We start from the raw sequence: 22,070 nt of genomic DNA, 5'->3' as shown, positions 1-22,070 counted from the left end.
CAGTGCTTCGACAGGCTCAGCACGAACGGGTTTGGAGGTATGCGCCTAGGCATTACCCCCGCTCCCCGCGCAGCTTGTCCCAATAGGCGAGGCGCTCGCGGATTTTGCGCTCGAAGCCGCGCTCGACTGGCTGGTAATAGTCCTGCGGCTCCATCCCGTCAGGCCAGTAATTGTCTCCGGAGAATCCGTCAGCGGCATCGTGATCGTAGGTGTAGCCTTTGCCGTAGCCGACGTCTTTCATCAGCTTGGTCGGGGCGTTGACGATGTTCATCGGCGGCATCAGGCTGCCGGTTTCCTTCGCGCTGCGCCAAGCGGCCTTCTGCGCCTTGTAGACGGCGTTCGATTTGGGCGCGGTGGCGAGATAGAGGCAGGCCTGCGCCAGCGCGAGTTCGCCTTCGGGACTGCCGAGAAATTCATACGCCTCGCGCGCGGCGTTGCACTGGACCAGTGCATTGGGGTCGGCCAGCCCGATATCTTCCACCGCCATGCGGACCAGTCTCCGGGCGAGGAACAGCGGCTCTTCGCCCGCCGTCAGCATCCGCGCGAGATAATAGAGCGCGGCCTGCGGATCGGAGCCGCGCACCGCTTTGTGCAGCGCGCTGATGAGATTGTAATGCCCCTCGCGATCCTTGTCGTAAACGGCCACGCGGCACTGCAGGAACCCTCCGAGGCCTGAGGGGTCGAGCGGCGTTTCGATATCCGCGTTATACAACGTCTCGGCCTGATTGAGCAGGAACCGGCCATCACCATCCGCGCTGGCGATCAGCGCCTCGCGCGCTTCGGGGGTGAGGGGGAGGGGGCCTTCCAGACCCTCGGCCCGGTCGAGCAGCTTACCGAGAGCCTCGGCATCAAGCCGGTGCAGGATCAGGACCTGAGCGCGGCTCAGCAAGGCGGCGTTGAGTTCGAAGCTGGGATTCTCCGTCGTCGCGCCCACCAGCGTAACCGTGCCGCGCTCCACAAAGGGAAGAAAACCATCCTGCTGCGCGCGGTTGAAGCGGTGAATTTCGTCCACAAACAGCAGGGTCCGCTGGCCTGCCCCGGCGGCTTTATCGGCAGCGGCGAAGGCTTTCTTGAGGTCGGCAACGCCGGTGAACACCGCGCTCACCGCCTCGTAGCGCATGCCCACTGCATCCGCGAGCAGGCGCGCCATGCTGGTTTTGCCTGTGCCCGGCGGACCCCACAACACCATGCTGGACAGCCGACCCGCCGCGACCATACGCCCGATTGGGCCCTCGGGTCCGGTCAGGTGTTCCTGCCCGATAATCTCTTCGAGCGAGGAGGGGCGCAGCCTGTCGGCCAGGGGGGCGTCTTCGCGCGGGGCTTCGTTTCGCCGACTATCGGTACCGCTTATCGCGGGGTCATCTCCAAACAAATCCGTCATTGGTGGATCGCCATAGGTCGCTGGTCGGAAAATGCCATGCAGCTCTTGCAATGGCCCACCCAAGATATATCTTTAGTGCATAAAGAGCTATCAGGAGAACAGCATATGACATGGCAGAAATACGGAAAAGGCGGCTGGAACAATCTCGGCCCGATGATCGCGATGATGGCGGCCTCTGCTGCCAGCGAGTGGGACGAGGGTGAAGGGCGCAGGCGATCGCGCCGCAGCGAGGGCCGTGGCGGCGGCTGGCACGATGGCGGGCCGCGCCGCAAACGCCGTGGCCGGATGTTCGCACAGGGCGAATTGCGGCTGGCACTGCTGGCGCTCATCGCCGAGGAATCTCGCCACGGCTACGAGCTTATCCGGGCGATCGAAGATATGACCGGAGGGTCGTACGCACCGAGCCCGGGTGCGGTCTATCCCACGCTGCAGATGTTGGAGGAAGAGGGCCAGATCAAACCGGCCAAGGCCAAAGGCAAGGCGAAGTCGAAAGACTCCGGCGATGATGCCGACACCAGCGGGAAGAAGCCCTTCAAGGCAACCAAATCCGGCAAGGCCGAACTGGAAGAGCGCGCCGACGAGGTCGAGCAGCTGATGGGCCGCCTGAACGAGCATGGCGACCGGGCAGAGCGCGTGCGGGAGAAATCGCCCGATCTGTTTCGCGCCATGGGCAATCTGGCGAACGTCCTGAAAATCCGCGCCCGCTCTGGCAAGCTGGACAAGAAGGCGATGGACGAAATCGTCGACATTATCGACGAAGTGGCCAAGCGGATCGAGCGTATGTGACGCGCTGCACGTCCCCACTTGAAACGGGCGGGCTGGAGCGTTTTGCGCTTCCGGCCCGCTTGCGTTAGACCCCGACTAAAGTCTGGGTCGCTAAAGGGGGGGGGGGATTGTGATGATCGGAGAAACGAAGACACCGTGGCATGTGTGGGCCGTCGGCGGCATCACGCTGCTATGGAACGCAGTGGGCATTTTCAGCTATATGATGACCCATCTGGACCGGCTGGAAGATCTGGACATGACGGCCGAGCAGATCGCTTTCTTCGACAGCTTTCCGGCCTGGGCCAATGCGTTTTGGGCGCTGGGCGTGTGGGGCGCGTTTTTCGGGTCGGTGCTGATCCTTTTCCGTTCGCGGTTTGCGGTGCCATCCATCGGAATTTCGATTGTCGGTCTGATCGTCACGACAATCTACCAGAACTTCATGATCGAAGTGCCTGAAGAACTGCAGAGCCTCGGCCTGAATGTGATGATCTGGGCGACCACGCTGTTCATGTTCTGGTATGCGCTTAGAATGCGGCGCGAGGGCGTCTTGCGCTGAGCGGTCAGCTGCGGCGGTCCTCGACCAGCCGCAGATAGGTCTCGGCGACAACCGAATTGATGGCATCCCAGCTGTAGTCGCGGGATCGCAGCTCTCCGGCGGCGCCATGCGCGGTTCGCAAGGCATTGTCGGTGCAATAGGGCGCGAGCGCATCGGCAAATCCGGCGGTGTCGCCCGGCTTCACCAATCGGCCCGAAACGCCGTCCTCCACCAGACTGGCGCTGCCTGTCGCGCGTGCGGCCACCACCGGCAGCCCGCTCGCCATCGCCTCGAGCGTGACATTGCCGAACGTTTCGGTGATCGACGGGTTGAGGAACACATCGGCGCTCGCCAGCGCGCGGCCCAAGTCTTTACCGGTTTGGAAGCCTGCAAAAATGCCGCCCGGCAGAGCCTTCTCGAACCATTCGCGCGCCGGACCGTCGCCGATCACCAGCACCTTGTGCGGGGCTTGCCGCTTGCGCAATTCGATCACGGCATCGGCAAAGACGTCGAGTCCCTTTTCCATCACCAGCCGGCCGAGGAAGGCGATGGCGATGTCGTCGTCCTTCAGGCCCAATGACCGCCGCCATTCCATATCGCGGCGGCTAGGATCGAAAATGTCGCGGTCCACGCCGCGGGTCCACAGGCCGATATCGTCGCCCATCCCCTGTTCGCCCAGTTCCTCGATCATGCTGGGGGAGGGCGCAACCAGCGCATCGCAGCGTTTGTAGAACCGCCGCAGGATCGAAATCAGCGGCCCTTCCATGAAGCCAAGCCCGTAATATTGCGGGTAAGTCTCGAACCGCGTGTGCACCGATGCGAGCACCGGAATGTCCCGTGCCATCGCCCATTTCAGCGCGGCATGGCCAGTGGGATCGGGGGACGAGAGATGCACGACGTTGGGCTTGAACGCCTCCAGATCATCCCTCGCCTTGGCATTGAGGCCCAGCGGCAGGCGGTATTCCCCGCGCCCTTTCACCGGCATGCGCACATTGGGCACGTTCACTAGATCGCCGGTTGCAGGGAAATCGGGGTTTTTCACTTTGGGCGAATAGACGCGCAGCTGCGCACCCTGCCGCAGCAGATATTCGGCCAGACGGTTCAGCGCCTGATTCGCCCCGTCGCGGGTGTAATTGTAGTTCCCGCTGAACAGCGCGATGCGAAGATCGGAAAGCCCCATGCGGCGCAGTCTTAGTGGCCGCGAGGCGTCTTGGCGAGAGGGCGCTTTATCCAAAACCGGCGGAACAATCGCTGCGCTGGGCCGCTGGCTGATTGACACAACCCCACAAACCTATAGTGCGCGCCTCGGGCCACGCGGTCCCAACGCCGCGCGTGCTCTCTGTAAGGAGAGAATACATGACTAACGTACCTGCCGAGCCGGCGCTGAAGCCTGCTCGTCCGCAATTTTCTTCCGGTCCCACGGTGAAATTCCCGGGCTGGTCCCTCGACAAGCTGAAGACCGAATCGCTCGGACGCTCGCACCGTTCGGCTGTCGGCAAGGCGCGCCTGAAATACGCGATCGACCTGACCCGCGAATTGCTGGGCGTGCCCGACGATTACCTCGTCGGCATCATGCCGGCCTCGGACACAGGCGCGCTGGAATGCGCGATGTGGACCATGCTGGGCGCGCGCCCCGCGACAGTCGCTGCATGGGAAAGCTTCGGCAATGTCTGGATTCAGGATGCGGTCAAGCAGCTCAAGCTGCCCGACCTGCAGGTGCTGGATGCCGATTACGGCCAAATCCCCGACCTGACGCAAATTCCGCAGGGCAACGATGTTGTCTTCACTTGGAATGGCACGACCTCGGGCGCGAAAATCCCCAACACCGATTGGCTTGCGGCTGACCGCGAGGGCATCACGATCAACGATGCGACCAGCGCCGTTTTCGCGCAGGAAATGGACTGGGCGAAGCTGGATGCGACGACCTTCTCTTGGCAGAAAGTTATGGGCTCCGAAGCGCAGCACGGCATGCTGATCCTAAGCCCGAAGGCTGTGGCGCGGATCGAAAGCTACGACCCAGAATGGCCACTGCCGAAGCTGTTCCGCCTGAAGAAGGGCGACAAGATCAACCGCGCCATTTTCGAAGGCGCGACGATCAACACGCCCAGCCTGCTGGCGACGGAAGATTATATCGCGGCGCTGGAATGGGCGAAATCCATCGGCGGGCGTCAGGCGATGTTCGAGCGCGCCGATGCCAATGCTAAGATCGTCACCGACTGGATCGAGGCGACGCCCTGGCTGCGCAACATGGTCGATGATCCGGCCAAGCGGACCAACACCGGCGTGTGCTTCGTCTTCCAGGGCGAGTGGTATGATGGCCTGTCCGACGAGGACAAGGCCGGTGTGCCCAAGAAAATCGCCGCGATGCTGGACGAGCGCGATGTCGGCTACGACTTCAACGGATACCGCGACGCTCCGCCGTCCCTGCGCATCTGGTGCGGCGGCACGCTGGAGCAGGAAGACCTGAAGCGCCTCCTCCCGTGGATCGAGTGGGCTTACGAGACGATCAAGTCGTCCACCTGAAATCCGGTGTCACCCCGGACATGATCCGGGGCCCAGCTTCTCTTCTCTCCGCGCTCAAAGCAGCGGGATCCCGGATCAGGTCCGGGATGACGATCTGAAGGTATTTGCAATGACCAAACCCAAAGTACTTATTTCCGACAAAATGGACCCCAACGCCGCGCGCATTTTCGAAGAGCGTGGCTGCGATGTCGACGTCATCACCGGCGAAAGCCCCGAAGAGCTGAAAGCCCGCATCGGCGAATATCACGGCCTCGCTATTCGCTCATCGACGAAGGTGACTCCCGAAATTCTGGACGCCGCGACCAATCTCAAGGTCATTGGCCGTGCGGGGATCGGCGTCGACAATGTCGATATTCCCTACGCATCGGGCAAAGGCGTCGTCGTGATGAACACGCCGTTCGGCAATTCGATCACCACCGCCGAACACGCGATTGCGATGCTGATGGCATTGTCGCGCCAGATCCCGCAGGCCAACACCCGCACGCAGGCCGGGGAATGGCCCAAGAAGGACTTCATGGGCATCGAAGTCACCGGCAAGACCCTCGGCCTGATCGGCGCGGGCAATATCGGCTCCATCGTCGCCTCCCGCGCGCTGGGCCTGAAGATGAAGATCGTTGCCTTCGATCCGTTCCTGACGCCGGAACGGGCAGTGGAAATCGGTGTCGAGAAAGTCGATCTGGACGAGTTGCTCGCCCGCGCCGACTTCATCACGCTGCACACCCCGCTGACCGACGAGACGCGCAATATCCTCTCGGCAGAAAATCTCGCCAAGACGAAGGAAGGCGTGCGCATCGTCAATTGCGCGCGCGGCGGCCTGATCGACGAAGCGGCTCTGGCGAAGCTGCTGGAAAGCGGCCATGTCGCGGGTGCAGCGCTGGATGTGTTCCAGACCGAACCTGCCACCGAAAGCCCGCTCTTCGGCTTGCCGAACTTCATCTGCACGCCGCATCTGGGTGCCTCCACCACCGAAGCGCAGGTCAATGTCGCGCTGCAGGTGGCCGAGCAAATGGCCGATTATCTGGTCAATGGCGGCGTCACCAATGCGCTCAACATGCCCTCGCTCAGCGCGGAGGAAGCCCCCAAGCTGAAGCCCTATATGAAGCTGGCCGAGAACCTCGGCAGCCTGGTGGGGCAGCTGGCGCATGGTAATCTCACCACAATCAGCATCGAGCGCGAAGGCGCAGCGGCAGAGCTTTCGGGCAAGCCTATCGAAGGCGCGGTTCTGGCCGGACTGATGCGGCAATATTCCGACACGGTGAACATGGTCAACGCGCCCTATCTGGCGAAGGAGCGCGGGCTGGATGTCCGCTCCATCCGCCATCAGAAAGAAGGCGCCTACAACACGCTGATCCGGGTGACCGTGGCGACCGAGCAGGGCGACCGCTCTGTGGCGGGCACGCTGTTCGGCAGTGATGCGCCCCGTCTGGTGGAGATATTCGGCATCGGTATCGAAGCCGAATTGAGCGGACACATGCTGTATATCGTCAACGACGATGCGCCGGGCTTTATCGGCCGGATCGGGACACTGATGGGCGAGCATGGCATCAATATCGGCACGTTCAATCTGGGCCGCCGTGAAGCGGGCGGGGAAGCGGTGCTGCTGCTGAGCGTCGACCAGCCGATTTCGCCGGAAGTGGTAAAGCAGGCCTGCGCCGTCGAAGGCGTCCGGCTGGTGAAACCGCTGGCGTTCTGATCGTCAACGTTATCCTCGCGGAAGCCGGGATCCCATGGCGCCGGATCGTACCAGGCGGCCCGAGATCCCGGCTTTCACCGTTAAGACGAAGAGGCTAGAGGCCGCGCCATGACCAAAACCGACGACCTGCTGCCCATCGGGCTGGAAGACCGGCTGCCCGCGGTTGCGCGCAGCATCACGGCTGCAATGCGCGATGCGTTGGGCGCGATGGACAGCCATGGCTATGACCGGGTCAGCCCGCCGCTGGTGGAATTCGAACGCTCTCTGGCGGGCCGGATGGACGGGGTCAGCACGCAGAAGCAGTTCCGCTTCGTTGATCCGGCGTCCCTGCGCACGCTGGCTCTGCGGTCCGATATCACACCCCAGCTGGGGCGGATTGCCAGCACCAATATGGCCACCGCACAGCGCCCCTTGCGGCTGTGCTATGCTGGCGAAGTAACCACTATGGTCGCGGACCAGCTGGCCCCCGCACGCCAGCGCACACAGATCGGCGCAGAGCTGATCGGCGCGGATACTGTCGCCGCCGCCAGCGAGATCGTGCGGCTGGCGCTGGAAGCGGTCGAGGCCACGGGCGCGCGCGGACTGTCGCTCGATTTCACACTGCCCGACCTGGTTGATACGCTCGCCACCGATGCCTTCCCGCTGGAAGCTGACCGGATCGAAGCCGTCCGGCGCGAACTGGATACGAAAGACGCGGGCGGATTGGTCAGCGTGGGCGGTGAGGCGTATCTCCCGCTGATCCACGCGGCAGGCCCGTTTCCCGAGGCAATCGAGCGTCTGCGCGCCATCGACGCTGGCGGAGTTCTGGCGAGCCGGATCGAAGCGCTGGAGGCGATTGCCGAGGCGGTCGGCGACCGCGCCCGCATCACGCTGGACCCGACAGAACGCCACGGCTTCGAATATCAAAGCTGGTTCGGATTTACCCTGTATGCCGAAGGCGCGCGCCGCTCATTGGGCCGCGGCGGCACCTACAGCATTGGCGGGACAGGCGAGGCCGCTACAGGATTCTCGCTCTATCTCGACGCGCTGCTGCCCGCTTTGCCCGCCATGCCGGGGCGCGATCTGGTGTTCCTGCCGCTGGGGCACGACAGCAGCAAAGCCGCCGCATTGCGCAGCGAAGGCCGCCGGACAGCCGCCGCCTTGTCGGACAGCGACACGCCTGCGCAGCTTGGCTGCTCGCACATTCTGCAAGGTTCTGACTGCGTTCCCTGCGCCTAGATTAGAGCGGCGCGGCCGGACTAGAAAATTTCGCCCAGAATACCGCCGACATTGCCCAGCGGATTCTTGCGGAAGGCGGCTTCCTCCCGGCCCAGATAGGTGAAGATCCCGTCCAATCCCTGATCGGTGACGGTGTTCGTCAGCCCGCGCCGGTCCAGCCCCGCAGCGGCGAGCCAGCTGTATTTCCGGTTCAGCGATTCCAGCTGCGAATGCGCGCCCAGATCGCCCAGAGCGCTGTCCACCAGCGGGTCCAGCTTGCCATGCAGAGCGTCATTGCTGCTTTGGCGCAGATAGCGCGTGCCGCCATCATTGTTCCGCGCGATTGCGGGCACATCGCTGAACGACAAATCGTCGATGGCGGTGCGGAAGATCGGCTTTGCCTCGCCCGCCGCCGTGCCAGCCGCCGAGTTGAGCGTTCGGATAAATCCATCAAGCAGTCCCAGCCGCGATACGCCGCCGAACAGCGACCCGAGCAGACCTGAACTGCGACCGATAAAGGGCAGGCCGATGCGCACGTCTTCGTCGCCGTAAAACGCACCGGGCCGCGCCAGCTTGTCCAGCGCACTGTCCGATGCTTTGCCGAGGATGGAGGAGAGACCGAGACCCTGTGCGTGCAAGGGTGCTGCCCAGCTCATGGAAGTCATGGCAGCCCCCGTCGCCAATACCCCGCCGATCACGGCGCGCCTGCTCAAATTCGAATTGCTCATCCCGTTCCTCCCTGTTTTTACCCCTCGCACGACAGAACGTGCATCACTTGCCTATGCCACGTTTCATTATCCCCCGCTGAATTGCGTAATCGGGGCTATGGAAGGGTGATGAGGCGCGACAGCTTTCTTGCCCTACCAACGGGCATCCCTTACGGCGCGCACGGGCTTTCATCCTCAAGGATAATCATTTGGCAAACGTAACCGTTATCGGCGCACAATGGGGCGACGAGGGCAAAGGCAAGATCGTCGACTGGCTGGCATCGCGCGCCGACGCGGTGGTCCGGTTTCAGGGCGGCCACAATGCCGGCCATACGCTGGTGGTGGGCGAGACGACCTACAAGCTGAGCCTGCTGCCCAGCGGCATCGTCACCGGCACGCTGTCGATTATCGGCAATGGCGTGGTGCTGGACCCGTGGGCGCTGAAGGCCGAGATCGAGAAGCTGGAGGGGCAGGGCGTTGTCATCAATGACGATAATTTCGCCATCGCCGACAATTGCCCGCTGATCCTGCCGCTGCACCGCGATCTGGACGGATTGCGCGAGACGGCAGCGGGCAAAGGCAAGATCGGCACCACCGGTCGGGGTATCGGCCCGGCTTATGAAGACAAAGTCGGTCGCCGCGCCATCCGCGTGTGCGATCTGGCCCATCTCGATCAGGTCGATCCGCAGATCGAGCGCCTGTGCGCCCACCACGATGCACTGCGGGCCGGTTTCGACCAGCCGCCGGTAGACCGCGAGGGGTTGAAGGCCGAACTGGCGGAAATCGCCGACTTCGTGCTGCAATATGCGCAGCCGGTGTGGAAGCGCCTTAAGAAGGTCCGCAAGGCCGGGGCGCGTGTGCTGTTCGAGGGCGCGCAGGGCGTGCTGCTGGATGTCGATCACGGCACCTATCCCTTCGTCACCAGCTCCAACACGGTCAGCGGCAGCGCATCGGCGGGCAGCGGGCTTGGCCCCAGCGCCACCGGTTTCGTGCTGGGCATTGTGAAGGCCTACACCACCCGCGTGGGTAGCGGCCCGTTCCCGACCGAGCTGGATGATGAAGTAGGGCAGCGACTGGGCGAGCGGGGCCACGAGTTCGGCACCGTTACCGGGCGGCAACGGCGGGTCGGCTGGTTCGATGCAGTGCTGGTGCGTCAGACCTGCGCGATCAGCGGCGTGACCGGCATCGCGCTGACCAAGATCGACGTGCTCGACGGTTTCGAGACGGTGAAGATCTGCACCGGCTATCGGTTGAACGGGAAGGTGATGGATTACCTCCCCAGCCACGCTGCCAGTCAGGCCGCGGTCGAACCGATTTACGAGGAAATGCCGGGTTGGAGCGAGAGCACGGCGGGGGCGAAAAGCTGGGCCGATTTGCCCGCTGCGGCGATCAAATATGTCCAGCGTATCCAGGAATTGATCGAGACGCCGGTTGCGCTGGTATCCACCAGCCCGGAACGGGACGACACGATTCTGGTGCGCGATCCGTTCGAGGATTGATGTTAGGACGGCGCAAATGAAACCTGCGCCGTTCCTTTCTGCTGCCTTCGCGATCCTGTCGCTGGCTGCCTGCGCGCCGCAGGCCGACACCCCGCAGCCGGCCCGTCCGGTCGCCGTCGATTATCTGCTGGTCGACAAATCGGACCGCACCTTGTGGGTCTATGCGGGCGGCGAAGTGGTCCGCACCTATACCGGTCTGCAATTCGGCGATGCGATGTTCGGGCACAAGCAATTCGAAGGCGACGAGCGCACGCCGGAAGGGCGCTACACGATCGACACGCGCAACCCGAACAGCAGCTACCACCTCTCGCTCCGCGTCAGCTATCCCAACGCAGATGACCGCGCCTTTGCCGAAATGCAGGGCATGGACCCGGGCGGAGATATCTTCCTCCACGGCCAGCCCAACGGCATGCCCGCAGGGCGCATGCCGGGCGACTGGACCGACGGCTGCATCGCCTTCACCAATGCGGAAATCGAAGAGCTCTATGCGCTGGTTGCGGACGGAACGGTGATCGATATCCGCCAATGATTTTCAGCGTGAATTCTTGACACGATCCCTTTATGTTCTTTACGTGTTCCTGATAATACGCAGGAGCACGTATTTATGACGCAAGCCGATTTTGCCTATCACGCCATAAGTGACGGTTCTGCTGTATCGAACACCGCTGCAATTCTTGCCGATGCGGATGCTGCCCGCGAAGAATGGTGCGCGGATGCGGAGGCGGCGGGGCTTACGGTTATCCGGCAGTGTGGATTGTCCGATTTTTCCGGCCAGAGCTTGCATCAACACATCGGAGCGTTGGGAGATATTCTGCTGGTCGATTGCCGGGATGCTGGCGCTGCTGCGCTCGCTGGCCTGGCGCGGATCGATGACGCCGCATCACGCAGCGGTGTGGGGCTGGTGGTCTCGGTATCGCCCGAAGCCCTTGAGGCTGTGTTTGCCTGCGTTTCGAATTGCGATGCGGATTTCCTTGTCGATCCCACCCCGGCGGAACGGATCGTGGCATTGGGCCAGGTAATCGCCCATGCGCCGCGTGCCCGAGTGAGGGAATTGTCGGCTGACGACCGGACCACACTGCTGCGCCTGACCGAGCAGGTGGGCGAAATCGCCGCTAGGCTGGAGAGCATGGGACAAGCTGGCCTATCGCCACAGGGCGGGGCGTTCCGCTTCGAGTCGCCCGGCAATGCGTTTAGGGGTCAGAACGAGAATGAAACTTCGCTCATTCGCAAACCGCGCCCTTCGCTCCCCGATCCCCGATTGGTGCGCGAGATCATTCGCCAGCGGCAGATGCGCGCGAAGTTTTTTGAAGGCGATTTCTTTGCCGATCCGGCGTGGGATATCCTGCTCGATCTGACGGCAGCGCGGGCCGAGCATAAGCGGGTTTCGGTCACGTCGCTGTGTATTGCCAGCGGCGTGCCGCCCACCACCGCGCTGCGCTGGATCACCCAGCTGATAGAGGCGGGCCTGTTGGAAAGAGTGCAGGATGACACCGACAAACGCCGCGCCTTCATCGCGCTGACCGACAAGGCTGCGCATGCCATGGCGGAGTACTTCGCGGCAATCGGCGCAGGGGCCGGGAACGCGCGTTAGTCTAGCGCCCTGCGGAGAATGACCGTCAGCCCGTGGCCCGGTGGATCGTTTGGCAATGTGCGCCGCTCTGCATCGGCGCGGGAACGGTCGAGGATTGCGCGCGGGATGGCCGGGTCATGAAGCAGCGTGTCGCAGGTGCCCAGCAGGCGGGCTTGCTTCAGGGTCAAATCGTCGGGGTCATCACTGTGGAGCGTGATTTCGATGATTTCCGCAGGGGTGACACCGGTTCCCGCAGCGGCAATCCACTGCGCCACGTCATCCCCGTCAGCGCCGCCCAGCGGGTCAAGCACGCCGCCTTCGCTCAAAGCCCGGTCCACTGCGCCGCGCCGCGCGTCACCATCCGGCCACGCGCCGCGCATCGCATCACGGGCATCGCGCAACGCCGCGGCAAGCGATCCGAGCGATGGCGGAAGCAAGCGCTCCAGCCGCAGCCGCAAATGCTTGGCCAAGCCTGCCGATGCGCCCGACGTGCTGACCGCCACGAGAACCGGCTCCCGGTCGAGAATGCTTGGGGTGGTGAAGTCGCACAGCTCCGGCCGGTCAGCGACATTGACCAGCAAGCCGCGCCGTTTCAGCCGCAGAGCGACGGCCTCTGCCTCGCGGTCGTCCTCCAGCGCGACGAATGCCAGATGCGCGTGATGCGCCTCGGCCTCGCTACACGGAATGCCGCCCGCCCGCTCCACAAGCCGTGTCTTCGCCTCGCCCATCACGCCTTCGCTGACGACAACGACGCGCAGGCCTTTGATCCGGTGGAAGAGGGGGAGGGAGCCAATCATCTCACGCGCCTAGGCCAACCATTCCGGCACGCGCTCCGCATCCATGATGGCGCCGGCATCGATCCGGTCGGCAACCACTGCGAATTTCTCGTCATCCACCAGCACCTCGGCAACAAAGCCGCGCGAATTGTAGCTGCTGGCCATCGTCGCGCCATACGCCCCGGCAGTGCGAAACACAGCCAGATCGCCCGCCGACAGGGCATCGCATTCCCGGCCCATTGCAAAGGTGTCGCCCGTTTCACAAATCGGGCCGACTACGTTGGCGGTCATGTCCGCGCCGGTGGGTTCCACTGCGGCGAAGCCGTGATAGGCGCCGTAAAGCGCGGGCCGGGCGAGATCGTTCATCGCCGCATCGACGATCACGAACGGGTCGCGCACGCCGCGCTTTACCCGCACCACGCGGGTCAGCAGAACGCCCGCATTGCCCGCGATTACGCGGCCCGGTTCGAAGGTCAGATGGACATCCCAGCCTTCCGTCACGCGCGCCACCATCGCGCCGTAATCTGCGGGTGATGGCGGCTCCTCGTGGGGCTGATACGGCACGCCCAATCCTCCGCCGAGATCGACATGGGTGATCACATGGCCCGCCGCGCGCAGCTCGCCCACCAGCGCGCCGATCTTGGCGAAAGCGGTTTCCAGCGGGGTCAGGTCGAGCAGCTGGCTGCCGATATGCAATGCCACACCGCGCAGGTTCAGCCCTGGCAGGCCCGCTAGTTCCGCGAACGCCTCGCCCGCGCGCACCAGCGGCACGCCGAATTTGTTGTCCGCCTTGCCGGTAGAAATCTTGTCATGCGTGCCCGCATCGACATCGGGATTGATCCGCAGGGCGGCCTGCGCGGTAATGCCTAGGCTGTGCGCCACTTCGGCCAGCTCGCGCCCCTCTTCGAGCGACTCGATGTTGAACTGGCCGATGCCTTCGGAAAGGCCCAGCTCCAGTTCAGCGCGGGTCTTGCCGACACCGGAGAAGACGATTTTTCCCGGGGCCATGCCCGCCGCCAACGCGCGCCGAAGCTCCCCGCCGGACACCACATCCGCGCCGAAGCCCTGTCGCTGCAACACCTTCAGCACGGCAAGGTTGGGGTTCGATTTCACCGCAAAGGCGATCAGCGGCGTGCCATCTTTACCCAGACCTGCAACGGCCTGCGAAAATACCTGAGCATGGCGTTCCAGCGTGGCGCGGGAATAGACATAAACGGGCGTGCCCACCGCCTCGGCGATGGCGGGCAGGGGAACATTCTCGGCATGCAGGACGCCGTTGGTAAGTGCGAAATGATCCATGGGTTTGCTCTATTCCGGGGGCAGGTCGAAGGGGTCGTCTTCACGTTCTTCCGACCGTTTTCGAAGCTCGATGGTCCGCTCTGGCGAGGCGAGCGTGTCGGGCTGCAGCAGATCATCGCCCTCCGGCTGGGTTGTCGCGCCATAGGGGGTCGGCGGCAGGCTGGCATCACCCGCCGGTTCCAGCTCGGTCTGCTGTCCGCAGGCGGCGAGCAGCGCTGTTGCTGTGAGTGCCAACAGGGCGCGTTTGCAATTCATGTCTTGCTCTCCAGATCGGCCTTCGCCCGTTGGACCTGCGCTCGTACCTGTTCCGGCGCGGTCCCGCCATAGGAGGCGCGCGCCGCGACCGAGGCATCGACCGACAGCGCATCGAACACCCGCGCATCGATCCGCGCGTCGATCGCCTGCAAGTCCTCCAGCGGCAATGCGTCCAGCGCAAGCCCGCGCTGCTCCGCCAGTTTCACCGCAGCACCGGTGATGTGATGCGCCTCGCGAAACGGAATGTCGGCCTCTGTCACCAGCCAATCGGCGAGATCGGTGGCGGTGGCGTAGCCCAGTTCCGCCGCCTGCCGCATCCGGCCTGTCTGGAACGTCGCATCAGCGACCATCCCGGTCATTGCGGCGATGGACAGGTCGATCAGGCCCGCTGCCTCGAACACCGGCGGTTTGTCATCCTGCATATCCTTGGAATAGGCGAGCGGCAGGCCCTTCATCGTCACCATCAGCGCGGTGGCCGCGCCGACAATCCGCCCGGCATGGCCGCGCACCAGTTCAGCGGCGTCGGGGTTCTTCTTCTGCGGCATGATGCTGCTGCCGGTGCTGAGCGCATCGGGCAAGCGGACGAAGCCGAAGGGCTGGCTGGCCCAGATGACGAATTCCTCGGCCAGCCGCGACAGATGCAGCGAACATTGCGCCGCTGCCATCAGATAATCGAGAGCAAAATCGCGATCCGACACGGCATCCAGCGAATTGCGCGTCGGCCCGTCAAAGCCGAGCGCCTGTGCGGTTGCCTCACGGTCAATCGGGAAGCCGGTGCCCGCCAGCGCTGCACTGCCAAGCGGGCTCTCATTCATCCGCGCCCGCGCATCGGCCAGCCGGGACCGGTCGCGGCGGATCATCTCGTAATAGGCCATCAGATGATGCCCAAGCGTCACCGGCTGCGCGGTCTGCAAATGGGTGAAGCCCGGCATGATGCTGGCGGCGTGTTCGTCCGCGCGCGCCACCAGAGCGTGTTGCAGCGCTGCCAGACCAGCGTCGGCGCGGTCCAGCGCCTCGCGCACCCACAGGCGGAAATCGGTCGCCACCTGATCGTTGCGGCTGCGCGCCGTGTGCAGGCGGCCGGCGACCGGCCCGACCAATTCAGTCAGCCGCGCTTCCACCGTCATGTGGATGTCTTCCAGATCCCAGTCCTCGGGAACGCCGTCGGCTTCATATTCGGCGGCGACCCTGTCCAGCCCGCCGGTGATAGTCTCGGCGTCCTCAGCCGACACGATACCCTGCGCAGCGAGCATCGCCACATGCGCCTGGGAAGCGGTGATATCCTGTCGCCACAACGCCTTGTCGAACGGAATTGAGGCGTTGATTTCGCGCATGACCGCGCTAGGCCCGCCAGCGAACCTGCCACCCCACATCTGGTTGGAGTTACTCTTGTCCCGGTTTTTGCTCACAAGCCTGATCGCTGCCTTAATGTTGAGCGGCTGCGATAGGTCGCCCCCGCCGGACGCGCAAGGCGATGACGCATTGGCAGGCGGCAAGGATAGCTTGGAGGCAGGGGTGGGCGAGATCGACCGGGCGCGTGCAGGCGAGCCTGTTCCAGAGCTGACACTGAGCGATCCATCAGGCGCTGAGCTGGTGCTGGAGGAGGACACGGGCACTCCGATGCTGATCAATCTGTGGGCCACATGGTGCGCGCCGTGCATCAAGGAAATGCCGCTGCTGGACGAACTGGCGGCTGACTATGGCGAACAATTAAAGGTCGTCACGGTCAGTCAGGATTTGCAGGGCGCGGAGGCGGTGGAGCCGTTCTTTGCCAAAAACGATCTGCCCAATCTGCCGCGCTGGCTGGATCCGGAGACCGAGCTGGGCACGGCGATGGAGGCGGGCGCTCTGCCGGTGACGGTGCTCTATGATGGGGAGGGCCGCGAAGTGTGGCGCGTGGCGGGCGATTACGATTGGGCCAGCGCCGAGGCGCGCGGTGCCATCGATGAAGCTCTGAACTAGGCGCTCAATCAGGCCCTTGATGCGATCATCGCTGCGTCCAGCGCGGCATAGTCTGGCGGATCGAGGCCGAGCACTTGCAGCGGCCAGCCGAACATGCCGGACATGATCGCCGCCTGGATCCGGTTCGCGGGCCAGATCTTAGAGAACGGCATCAGCAGCCGGTCACGGATCGCGGGAAGCACCGCGCTGTCCGATTGATAGAGGGGTGTGAAGGCCCAAGTGACCGCCTGATACAGCCCCACATGATCGCCCCGTATCCGCTGCATGGCGCGCAGGGCTTCGGGCAGGCTCTCCGTCTGCGCCAGACCTTGCGCCAGCGCCCATGCATCGAGCAGCGCCATATTTGCGCCTTGCCCCAATTGCGGGCTGGCCGAGTGCCACGCATCGCCGATATGGATGATCCGATCGCCCACTGGTCGCGCCAACTGCCGGTGGGCGTAGCGGGCGAAAACCAGCTGGTCGCGGTGCTCTATGCGGTCCAGCAGGCACTGCGTCTCGGGCCAGAGCGCGATTACGCTGTCCTTCCACTCGTCCAGCGGAGCGGCCAGCCAATCGGCATGGTCGCGGGCGCGCAGGGACCAGAAAAACGCCACTTCGTCCGGTGCATCGGGCGTGCGCCTGCCGGTGGGCAGCACGCCAACCATCTGGTGCGCGCCGTGATATCGCTGTTCCAGCAAGTGGCCGGTGAAGGGGTCGCTAGAGCTTGTCGGCAGGCTGGCCCACAGCGCGCCATACTCCAGCAGGCCTTCGGTGGGATCGGACAGCCGGGTTTGCCAGCCGCTGGAATCGACCACCAGATCGAAGGCTTCGGTTGTATCGCCGCCCTCCATGGTCAGCGTGCGGCCGGCGGGGGTGAGGGCAGTGCCCGTGATTTCGCACCCGGTGCGCACTGGAATGCCTTCCGCCAGAACCGCCTCATACAACACATCGAACAGGCTGGAGCGGTGGATGCCGATGCCGAAAGCGCCCGGCACGCCCAATTTGGAATAGGGCGAGTCGAGCGCCGGTTTGCCCGCTTCTTGCAATCCCAACAGCCCATCGACGCGCGCGCCGCGCTTCGCGATTGTCTCGGCCAGCCCCATCCGTGCCAGCACCGCCATTCCGGTCGGCTGCAGCAACAGGCCCGATCCGATAGGCTTGGGCTCCTCGAACCGTTCCAGCAGAGTGACGGCGTGGCCCGCCCGGTGCAGCAGCAAAGCCGCACAAAGCCCGGCGGGGCCGCACCCGACGATCGCGATGGAGTGGGCGATAGAGTCGGAAGTGGAAAGAGGCCCGTTCACGAGAGCGCTGTGTACAGAATTGATCGCGCAAATCCACCGGCGTCTTCGCGGCTGCGCGCCGGCCCTAACGCGGCGTTAACCATAATCGCCTAGACCAGAGCCATGGATATGACGCACGCCAATTTCTTCGCCGACGCCAGCCCGCTTTCGGAGCAGGAGCTGGAAACTCTGGCGCGCGAGCAATTGGCCAATCTGAGGAAGAGCTTCGCCGCCCGCCCGCAATTGGGCACCTGCGATGGTCTGATCCGCCAGCGCCTCGGCGACGAATTGCGCCTCGTCTCGCGGATGATCGAGATGGTGGATAGCCGGGTGGGTTGAGTGGGTGAACGGGTTTCTGACCCGGCACACGAAAGTATTGCGGATATCCTCCCGCGCTTTCGCTTGGGAGTTTTTCGGCCAATCGTGTCCCCCGGACACGATTGAGTCACGAAAAACTGGTGGGCGATGACAGGCTCGAACTGCCGACCCTCTCGGTGTAAACGAGATGCTCTACCAACTGAGCTAATCGCCCGCTCCGTTTTCAAGCGGTGAGCGCTATCTAACGTGCATTCCTTCAGATTCAATTGCGAAGTTGGCAGAAAGAAAGCTAGGCGCGATTTTATGACCAAAGCGCGCATCACGGTTCTGGCGACAGGCGGCACGATTGCCGGGATAGCCGGGTCTGCCTTGCGGCATGACTATCGGCCCGGACAGATTGATATCGTGGAATATCTTTCCCGCGTAGAGGGGCTGGGGCTGGAAGCCGAATTTGCCGGGCACCAGATCGCCAATATCGGATCGGAGGATGTCGGGCCGAAGGTCTGGGCGCCGCTGCACGAGGCCATCCTCACAGCGCTGGCCGATCCCGAATGCGACGGCGTGATCGTGACCCATGGCACCGATACGCTGGAGGAAACCGCGTTTCTGCTCGATCTGACGCTGCCCTGCACCAAGCCGGTGGTGCTGGTCGGCGCGATGCGGCCGGCGGATGCGGTGGGTTATGACGGCCTGCGCAATTTTGCCAATGCGGTGCGGGTGGCGAGCGATGCCGAAGCTGCCGGGAGAGGCGTGCTGGTGGTGATGGGCGACCGGGTTTTCGCCGCGCGCGATGTGCGCAAGGTCCGCACCCGCAGCACCGATGCGTTTCGCGGCTATCCGCGCGGATCTATCGGGCTGGTGACGCCCAGCGCGCTCGACTGGTTCGGGGCGCCGTGGCGCACGGATGAGGTGGCGCGCTTCGCGTATCGCGACAATTTGCCGCTCGTCGTGATCCTTTATGTCCATGCGAATATGGACCCCGATCTGGCGCGCCGGATCGTGGGCACGGACCAGCGCGGCGTGGTCATCGCCGGAGTTGGCGAGGGGAATTTGCCCGACTCCGTCCGCGAGGTTTTGATCGAACGCCGCAAGGCCGGTGTCGCCATCGTGCGGGCGAGCCGCGTGGATGAAGGGCTGGTCGACCGCGAACCGGAGGATGACCCCAACGGCTTCGTGGCAGCCCGCGCGCTCAACCCGCAAAAGGCGCGGATTTTGCTGCAGCTGCTGCTGGCGGACGGGGTCAGCGAGCCTGCAGTGATGCAGCGGGCGTTTGATGAAAGGTAAGATGGAATAGACGAAATCCGTTCGCCCTGAGCCTGTCGAAGGGCCGCTTTTTCTCAAGGCGCGGTGCCGGAAGAAAAAAGGGCAGTGCTTCGATAAGCTCAGCACGAACGGGTTTTAGGGATCAACTATTCGGAACAACCAGATACTTCTCGCCGGTCTTCATCTGGCGGTAGTCCAGGATCGCTTCCTTGGTCAGCATGCCTTCCAGATCGACCTTTTCCTTGTAGCTACTGGCAAAGGTGGTGGTCAGGTTGTCGAGCACGCGCTTACGCATCCGCATCACGGTTTCCATGCCCGCATTCGCCAAGAACGGCGTAAGCAGCCAGCCCGACAGCGTCCAGCCGAAACCATAAGCCATCGTCAACTGGGTGGGGGCGAAATCAAGGCGGCCATAGATGAACATGCGTTTTTGCTGGTTGGAACCATAACGCGAATATTCGCTCATCTTGCCAACCGCGACCTGTTCCATTGCCTTGAAGCAATTGTCGACCGCCTTGCCGCCGCCGATCGGGTCGAAGCCGTAAAACGCATCGGTTTCGTCGATGGCGCTCTTCAGCTGGTCCATGAAATCATCATCGGACGAGTTCACCACATGGGTCGCGCCCTGCGATTTCAGCAGCTCGGCCTGCTCGTCCTTGCGCACGATATTCACCAGGCCCATGCCGTCTTCTAGGCAGATGCGGTTGAGCATCTGGCCCAGATTGGAAGCGCCGACCGTGTGCAGGATTGCCTTCTGGCCATCCATCTTGGCATTCTCGACAAAGCCCAGCGCGGTCATCGGATTGACGAAGCTGGACGCGCCGTCTTCGCTGCTGTGGTCGCCCAGCGGCAGGCACATCGGCACGTCGGCAATGGCATATTGGCTGAACGCATTGCCGGGCACGCAGGCGACGCGCTGGCCCATCAGCGCCTTGGCCGCATCGCTGTCACCGGTGGCGACAACCGTGCCTGCACCCTCGTTACCGGCGGGCAGTCGCTGGCCGTGGCGCGATTTCTGTGCGGTGTTGAACGGCTCGGGCATTTTCGCGACGACCTTGCCGGGCGAATATTCCGCATTGTCGAAATCGGCGGCGCTGGTCAGGATCGCGAGATCGGACGGGTTGATCGGCGCGGCTTCCATTTTCACCAACACCTGATGCGGTTTGGGATCGGGGAAAGTGTTCTCCGCGATTTCAAGCGTCAGTGTGCCGTCTGCGTCGAGCGTGGTGAAAAGCTGCTTGCCGGTCGTGGTCATTCGGAATTCTCCTGATTTATCGTCGTATCGGCGGGATAGAGTGCGCGCACGAAATAGAGCCCGTGCGGCGGTGCGTTGTGGCCCAGCTCTTGCCGGTCTTGTGCTTCCAGAACCTCCGCAATGCGGGCTTCGTTCCATCGGCCCATACCAACAAGTGCGAGACAGCCAACCATGCTGCGCACCTGATGGTGGAGAAAACTGCGCGCGGCGACCTCGGTGATCACATGCTCGCCTTCGCGGCGGACCGATATGCTGTCGAGCGATTTGACCGGGCTCTCCGACTGGCAATGCGCGCTGCGGAAGGTGGTGAAGTCATGCACGCCAACGAGCGCCTGCGCTGCGCGGTGCATGGCATCGGCGTCCAGCGTTTGCGGGATTTGCCACGCGCGGTTTGCTTCCAGTGTCAGCGGCGCGCGGCGGTTGCAGATGCGGTATTCATAAGCGCGCCCGATGCAGGAGAATCGCGCATGCCAATCGTCCGGCACGATGTCGCAGGCCAGCACGGCGACAGGAACGTCGCGCAGATGGTAATTCATCGCCTCCATCAGGCGGAACGGGCTGATATCTTTCGCGATATTGGCATGGCTGCGCATGGCGAGCGCGTGGACGCCCGAATCCGTGCGGCCCGCGCTGTACAATGTCGGCGTTTCGCCGGTGATCTGGTCCAGCGCGTCCTCGACCGCGCCCTGCACGCTGGGGCCATGCTTCTGGCGCTGCAGGCCTTGGAACGGCGTGCCGTCAAACTCCAAAGTGAAAGCGAAGCGGGTCAAGCGAGCAGCGTTCCCTTGGCAACCGGATTTCCGCGCAGGAAATCTTCCAGCTCCATGGCTGGTTTTCCGGCGCGCTGAAGCTTTACCGGGCGGATTGCCCCTTTGCCGCAGGCGATGGCGAGCTGATCGTCCAGCACTTCACCGGGGGCTCCGGAAGCGTCCGCAAATTCAGCGCGCAACAATTTCACGCGCTCTTTTTTGCCGGCCCCATCCAGTTCGAACCATGCACCGGGGAAGGGGGCGAGGCCGCGCACCAGCCGCTTGATCACTTCGGCATCCTGCGACCAGTCGATCCGGGCTTCGGCTTTGTCGATCTTAGGCGCGTATGTCGCGTTGTCGTCAATCTGTGCCAGCGGCTGGTGGTTTGTCAGCTCGCGCAAGGTGCCGACCATCAATTGCGCGCCCAGCTCGGCCAGTTCTCCGGTCAGCTCGCCGGTCGTCTTGTGCTCGATCGGCGTGCGGACGGTGGCGAGCATCGGGCCGGTGTCGAGTCCCGCTTCCATCTGCATGATCGTGATGCCGGTCACCGGATCGCCCGCCATAACTGCGCGGTGTATCGGTGCCGCCCCGCGCCAGCGCGGCAGGATGGACGCATGGACATTCAGGCAGCCATGCTCCGTCGCATCCAGAATTGCTTGCGGCAAGATCAGCCCATAGGCTGCCACCACCGCAACATCGGCGTCCAGGGCTTCAAAGCGCACCTGCTCCTCTGGGGATTTCAGCGATTTGGGCGAACGGACTTCAATGCCCAGCCCCTCTGCCGCGACCTGCACGGGTGAAGGTTGCAATTTCTTGCCCCGGCCCGCCGGACGCGGCGGCTGGGTATAGACGCACACAACCTCATGCGCGGCAGCGTGCAGCGCCCGCAAGGTCGGCACCGCGAAATCCGGCGTTCCCATGAACACAATGCGCATTATATCAGTCTCAACACAAAAACCCGCTCATCCTGAGCTTGTCGAAGGATCGTCCTTCTTTTCTCGCGCACCGCTAGAGGAAAGTGCAACCCTTCGACAAGCTCAGGGTGAGCGGGCTAAGGGTGGGAC

22 protein-coding genes and 1 tRNA gene are annotated in these 22,070 nt (G+C 63.5%); 11 read left to right on the top strand and 12 right to left on the bottom strand.

Annotation, left to right across the window (positions count from 1 at the left end):
- Positions 1 to 52 precede the first annotated feature (52 nt).
- Complete coding sequence (locus tag ACFCW2_RS01715) at positions 53 to 1,381, bottom strand: replication-associated recombination protein A (protein ID WP_379547739.1); 1,329 nt, start codon at positions 1,379 to 1,381, stop codon at positions 53 to 55.
- A 105-nt stretch (positions 1,382 to 1,486) separates the two neighbouring features.
- Between ACFCW2_RS01715 and ACFCW2_RS01710 the strand changes: the two genes are divergently transcribed.
- Positions 1,487 to 2,167 carry a PadR family transcriptional regulator gene (locus ACFCW2_RS01710; protein ID WP_379547738.1) on the top strand — a complete coding sequence of 227 codons (681 nt, stop codon included), beginning with the start codon at positions 1,487 to 1,489 and terminating at the stop codon, positions 2,165 to 2,167.
- A gap of 112 nt (positions 2,168 to 2,279) precedes the next feature.
- Entirely contained in the window at positions 2,280 to 2,702 is a 423-nt protein-coding gene (locus ACFCW2_RS01705) for a hypothetical protein (protein WP_379547736.1), read from the top strand.
- Between the two features lie 4 nt (positions 2,703 to 2,706).
- On the opposite strand, the gene ACFCW2_RS01700 is transcribed toward ACFCW2_RS01705, so the two are convergent.
- Entirely contained in the window at positions 2,707 to 3,861 is a 1,155-nt protein-coding gene (locus tag ACFCW2_RS01700; protein WP_379547735.1) for a glycosyltransferase family 4 protein, read from the bottom strand.
- Positions 3,862 to 4,037: 176 nt separating this feature from the next.
- Between ACFCW2_RS01700 and ACFCW2_RS01695 the strand changes: the two genes are divergently transcribed.
- From ACFCW2_RS01695 to ACFCW2_RS01685, 3 genes are all read left to right on the top strand, one after another.
- Positions 4,038 to 5,204, top strand: coding sequence for a phosphoserine transaminase (locus tag ACFCW2_RS01695; RefSeq protein ID WP_379547734.1), 1,167 nt, complete (start codon positions 4,038 to 4,040; stop codon positions 5,202 to 5,204).
- Positions 5,205 to 5,313: 109 nt separating this feature from the next.
- Complete coding sequence (serA, locus tag ACFCW2_RS01690) at positions 5,314 to 6,897, top strand: phosphoglycerate dehydrogenase (RefSeq protein WP_379547732.1); 1,584 nt, start codon at positions 5,314 to 5,316, stop codon at positions 6,895 to 6,897.
- A 108-nt stretch (positions 6,898 to 7,005) separates the two neighbouring features.
- Entirely contained in the window at positions 7,006 to 8,115 is a 1,110-nt protein-coding gene (locus ACFCW2_RS01685) for an ATP phosphoribosyltransferase regulatory subunit (protein WP_379547731.1), read from the top strand.
- A gap of 20 nt (positions 8,116 to 8,135) precedes the next feature.
- On the opposite strand, the gene ACFCW2_RS01680 is transcribed toward ACFCW2_RS01685, so the two are convergent.
- Positions 8,136 to 8,822 carry a DUF4197 domain-containing protein gene (locus tag ACFCW2_RS01680; protein WP_379547729.1) on the bottom strand — a complete coding sequence of 229 codons (687 nt, stop codon included), beginning with the start codon at positions 8,820 to 8,822 and terminating at the stop codon, positions 8,136 to 8,138.
- 188 nt (positions 8,823 to 9,010) lie between these two features.
- On the opposite strand from ACFCW2_RS01680, the gene ACFCW2_RS01675 reads away from it, so the two are divergent.
- The 3 genes from ACFCW2_RS01675 to ACFCW2_RS01665 all read left to right on the top strand — a co-directional run bounded on the left by ACFCW2_RS01675 (position 9,011) and on the right by ACFCW2_RS01665 (position 11,891).
- Entirely contained in the window at positions 9,011 to 10,300 is a 1,290-nt protein-coding gene (locus ACFCW2_RS01675) for an adenylosuccinate synthase (RefSeq protein ID WP_379547727.1), read from the top strand.
- A 16-nt stretch (positions 10,301 to 10,316) separates the two neighbouring features.
- Positions 10,317 to 10,829: a L,D-transpeptidase family protein gene (locus ACFCW2_RS01670; protein ID WP_379547726.1), complete on the top strand. Its 513-nt coding sequence runs from the start codon at positions 10,317 to 10,319 to the stop codon at positions 10,827 to 10,829.
- Between the two features lie 75 nt (positions 10,830 to 10,904).
- Positions 10,905 to 11,891 (top strand): winged helix DNA-binding protein, encoded by a 987-nt coding sequence (locus tag ACFCW2_RS01665; protein ID WP_379547725.1) that lies wholly within the window; start codon positions 10,905 to 10,907, stop codon positions 11,889 to 11,891.
- Here ACFCW2_RS01665 and ACFCW2_RS01660 read toward each other — a convergent pair.
- The 4 genes from ACFCW2_RS01660 to argH are packed head-to-tail and all read right to left on the bottom strand — an operon-like array spanning position 11,888 to position 15,573.
- A complete protein-coding gene (locus tag ACFCW2_RS01660; RefSeq protein WP_379547723.1) occupies positions 11,888 to 12,667 on the bottom strand; it encodes a precorrin-2 dehydrogenase/sirohydrochlorin ferrochelatase family protein in 780 nt (259 codons plus the stop codon). The two genes, ACFCW2_RS01665 and ACFCW2_RS01660, sit on opposite strands and share 4 nt — an antisense overlap.
- A gap of 9 nt (positions 12,668 to 12,676) precedes the next feature.
- On the bottom strand, positions 12,677 to 13,945 hold the full coding sequence (gene lysA / locus ACFCW2_RS01655; RefSeq protein WP_379547721.1) for a diaminopimelate decarboxylase: 1,269 nt from the start codon (positions 13,943 to 13,945) through the stop codon (positions 12,677 to 12,679).
- A gap of 9 nt (positions 13,946 to 13,954) precedes the next feature.
- On the bottom strand, positions 13,955 to 14,179 hold the full coding sequence (locus ACFCW2_RS01650; protein WP_379547719.1) for a hypothetical protein: 225 nt from the start codon (positions 14,177 to 14,179) through the stop codon (positions 13,955 to 13,957).
- 17 nt (positions 14,180 to 14,196) lie between these two features.
- Positions 14,197 to 15,573 carry an argininosuccinate lyase gene (gene argH / locus ACFCW2_RS01645; protein WP_379548907.1) on the bottom strand — a complete coding sequence of 459 codons (1,377 nt, stop codon included), beginning with the start codon at positions 15,571 to 15,573 and terminating at the stop codon, positions 14,197 to 14,199.
- Positions 15,574 to 15,682: 109 nt separating this feature from the next.
- On the opposite strand from argH, the gene ACFCW2_RS01640 reads away from it, so the two are divergent.
- Positions 15,683 to 16,162 carry a TlpA family protein disulfide reductase gene (locus tag ACFCW2_RS01640; RefSeq protein WP_379547718.1) on the top strand — a complete coding sequence of 160 codons (480 nt, stop codon included), beginning with the start codon at positions 15,683 to 15,685 and terminating at the stop codon, positions 16,160 to 16,162.
- A gap of 8 nt (positions 16,163 to 16,170) precedes the next feature.
- Here ACFCW2_RS01640 and ACFCW2_RS01635 read toward each other — a convergent pair whose 3' ends face one another.
- On the bottom strand, positions 16,171 to 17,442 hold the full coding sequence (locus ACFCW2_RS01635) for an FAD-dependent oxidoreductase (RefSeq protein ID WP_379547716.1): 1,272 nt from the start codon (positions 17,440 to 17,442) through the stop codon (positions 16,171 to 16,173).
- A gap of 102 nt (positions 17,443 to 17,544) precedes the next feature.
- Here ACFCW2_RS01635 and ACFCW2_RS01630 point away from each other — a divergent pair, with 102 nt between their 5' ends.
- Positions 17,545 to 17,760 carry a hypothetical protein gene (locus ACFCW2_RS01630; RefSeq protein ID WP_379547714.1) on the top strand — a complete coding sequence of 72 codons (216 nt, stop codon included), beginning with the start codon at positions 17,545 to 17,547 and terminating at the stop codon, positions 17,758 to 17,760.
- A gap of 117 nt (positions 17,761 to 17,877) precedes the next feature.
- On the opposite strand, the gene ACFCW2_RS01625 is transcribed toward ACFCW2_RS01630, so the two are convergent.
- Positions 17,878 to 17,953 (bottom strand) — tRNA-Val (locus tag ACFCW2_RS01625).
- 89 nt (positions 17,954 to 18,042) lie between these two features.
- Here ACFCW2_RS01625 and ACFCW2_RS01620 point away from each other — a divergent pair.
- Positions 18,043 to 19,023, top strand: coding sequence for an asparaginase (locus ACFCW2_RS01620; RefSeq protein WP_379547712.1), 981 nt, complete (start codon positions 18,043 to 18,045; stop codon positions 19,021 to 19,023).
- 121 nt (positions 19,024 to 19,144) lie between these two features.
- Here the strand turns inward: ACFCW2_RS01620 and ACFCW2_RS01615 are convergent, their stop codons facing one another.
- Genes ACFCW2_RS01615 through fmt form a run of 3 tightly spaced genes read right to left on the bottom strand, consistent with a single transcriptional unit; the run spans position 19,145 to position 21,941 of the window.
- Positions 19,145 to 20,257: a zinc-binding dehydrogenase gene (locus tag ACFCW2_RS01615; protein ID WP_379547710.1), complete on the bottom strand. Its 1,113-nt coding sequence runs from the start codon at positions 20,255 to 20,257 to the stop codon at positions 19,145 to 19,147.
- Entirely contained in the window at positions 20,254 to 21,027 is a 774-nt protein-coding gene (gene truA / locus ACFCW2_RS01610; RefSeq protein WP_379547708.1) for a tRNA pseudouridine(38-40) synthase TruA, read from the bottom strand. The genes ACFCW2_RS01615 and truA overlap by 4 nt, the downstream gene beginning before the upstream one ends.
- Complete coding sequence (gene fmt / locus ACFCW2_RS01605) at positions 21,024 to 21,941, bottom strand: methionyl-tRNA formyltransferase (RefSeq protein WP_379547706.1); 918 nt, start codon at positions 21,939 to 21,941, stop codon at positions 21,024 to 21,026. The genes truA and fmt overlap by 4 nt, the downstream gene beginning before the upstream one ends.
- Positions 21,942 to 22,070: the final 129 nt, after the last annotated feature.

Origin of the sequence: Qipengyuania algicola (assembly GCF_042492175.1) — a bacterium.
Classification (GTDB): domain Bacteria; phylum Pseudomonadota; class Alphaproteobacteria; order Sphingomonadales; family Sphingomonadaceae; genus CAJXSN01.
This window is presented reverse-complemented; position numbering and strand designations above follow the sequence as displayed.

What these genes read in the sequence shown, in the direction of transcription:
- ACFCW2_RS01685 (WP_379547731.1), top strand. Translation starts at nt 7,006, where the DNA reads ATGACCAAAACCGACGACCTGCTGCCCATCGGGCTGGAAGACCGGCTG.
- ACFCW2_RS01700 (WP_379547735.1), bottom strand. Translation starts at nt 3,861, where the DNA reads ATGGGGCTTTCCGATCTTCGCATCGCGCTGTTCAGCGGGAACTACAAT.
- ACFCW2_RS01670 (WP_379547726.1), top strand. Translation starts at nt 10,317, where the DNA reads ATGAAACCTGCGCCGTTCCTTTCTGCTGCCTTCGCGATCCTGTCGCTG.
- ACFCW2_RS01615 (WP_379547710.1), bottom strand. Translation starts at nt 20,257, where the DNA reads ATGACCACGACCGGCAAGCAGCTTTTCACCACGCTCGACGCAGACGGC.
- ACFCW2_RS01630 (WP_379547714.1), top strand. Translation starts at nt 17,545, where the DNA reads ATGGATATGACGCACGCCAATTTCTTCGCCGACGCCAGCCCGCTTTCG.
- ACFCW2_RS01710 (WP_379547738.1), top strand. Translation starts at nt 1,487, where the DNA reads ATGACATGGCAGAAATACGGAAAAGGCGGCTGGAACAATCTCGGCCCG.
- ACFCW2_RS01705 (WP_379547736.1), top strand. Translation starts at nt 2,280, where the DNA reads ATGATCGGAGAAACGAAGACACCGTGGCATGTGTGGGCCGTCGGCGGC.
- ACFCW2_RS01660 (WP_379547723.1), bottom strand. Translation starts at nt 12,667, where the DNA reads ATGATTGGCTCCCTCCCCCTCTTCCACCGGATCAAAGGCCTGCGCGTC.
- ACFCW2_RS01620 (WP_379547712.1), top strand. Translation starts at nt 18,043, where the DNA reads ATGACCAAAGCGCGCATCACGGTTCTGGCGACAGGCGGCACGATTGCC.
- ACFCW2_RS01715 (WP_379547739.1), bottom strand. Translation starts at nt 1,381, where the DNA reads ATGACGGATTTGTTTGGAGATGACCCCGCGATAAGCGGTACCGATAGT.
- ACFCW2_RS01695 (WP_379547734.1), top strand. Translation starts at nt 4,038, where the DNA reads ATGACTAACGTACCTGCCGAGCCGGCGCTGAAGCCTGCTCGTCCGCAA.
- argH (WP_379548907.1), bottom strand. Translation starts at nt 15,573, where the DNA reads ATGTGGGGTGGCAGGTTCGCTGGCGGGCCTAGCGCGGTCATGCGCGAA.
- fmt (WP_379547706.1), bottom strand. Translation starts at nt 21,941, where the DNA reads ATGCGCATTGTGTTCATGGGAACGCCGGATTTCGCGGTGCCGACCTTG.
- serA (WP_379547732.1), top strand. Translation starts at nt 5,314, where the DNA reads ATGACCAAACCCAAAGTACTTATTTCCGACAAAATGGACCCCAACGCC.
- lysA (WP_379547721.1), bottom strand. Translation starts at nt 13,945, where the DNA reads ATGGATCATTTCGCACTTACCAACGGCGTCCTGCATGCCGAGAATGTT.
- ACFCW2_RS01680 (WP_379547729.1), bottom strand. Translation starts at nt 8,822, where the DNA reads ATGAGCAATTCGAATTTGAGCAGGCGCGCCGTGATCGGCGGGGTATTG.
- ACFCW2_RS01665 (WP_379547725.1), top strand. Translation starts at nt 10,905, where the DNA reads ATGACGCAAGCCGATTTTGCCTATCACGCCATAAGTGACGGTTCTGCT.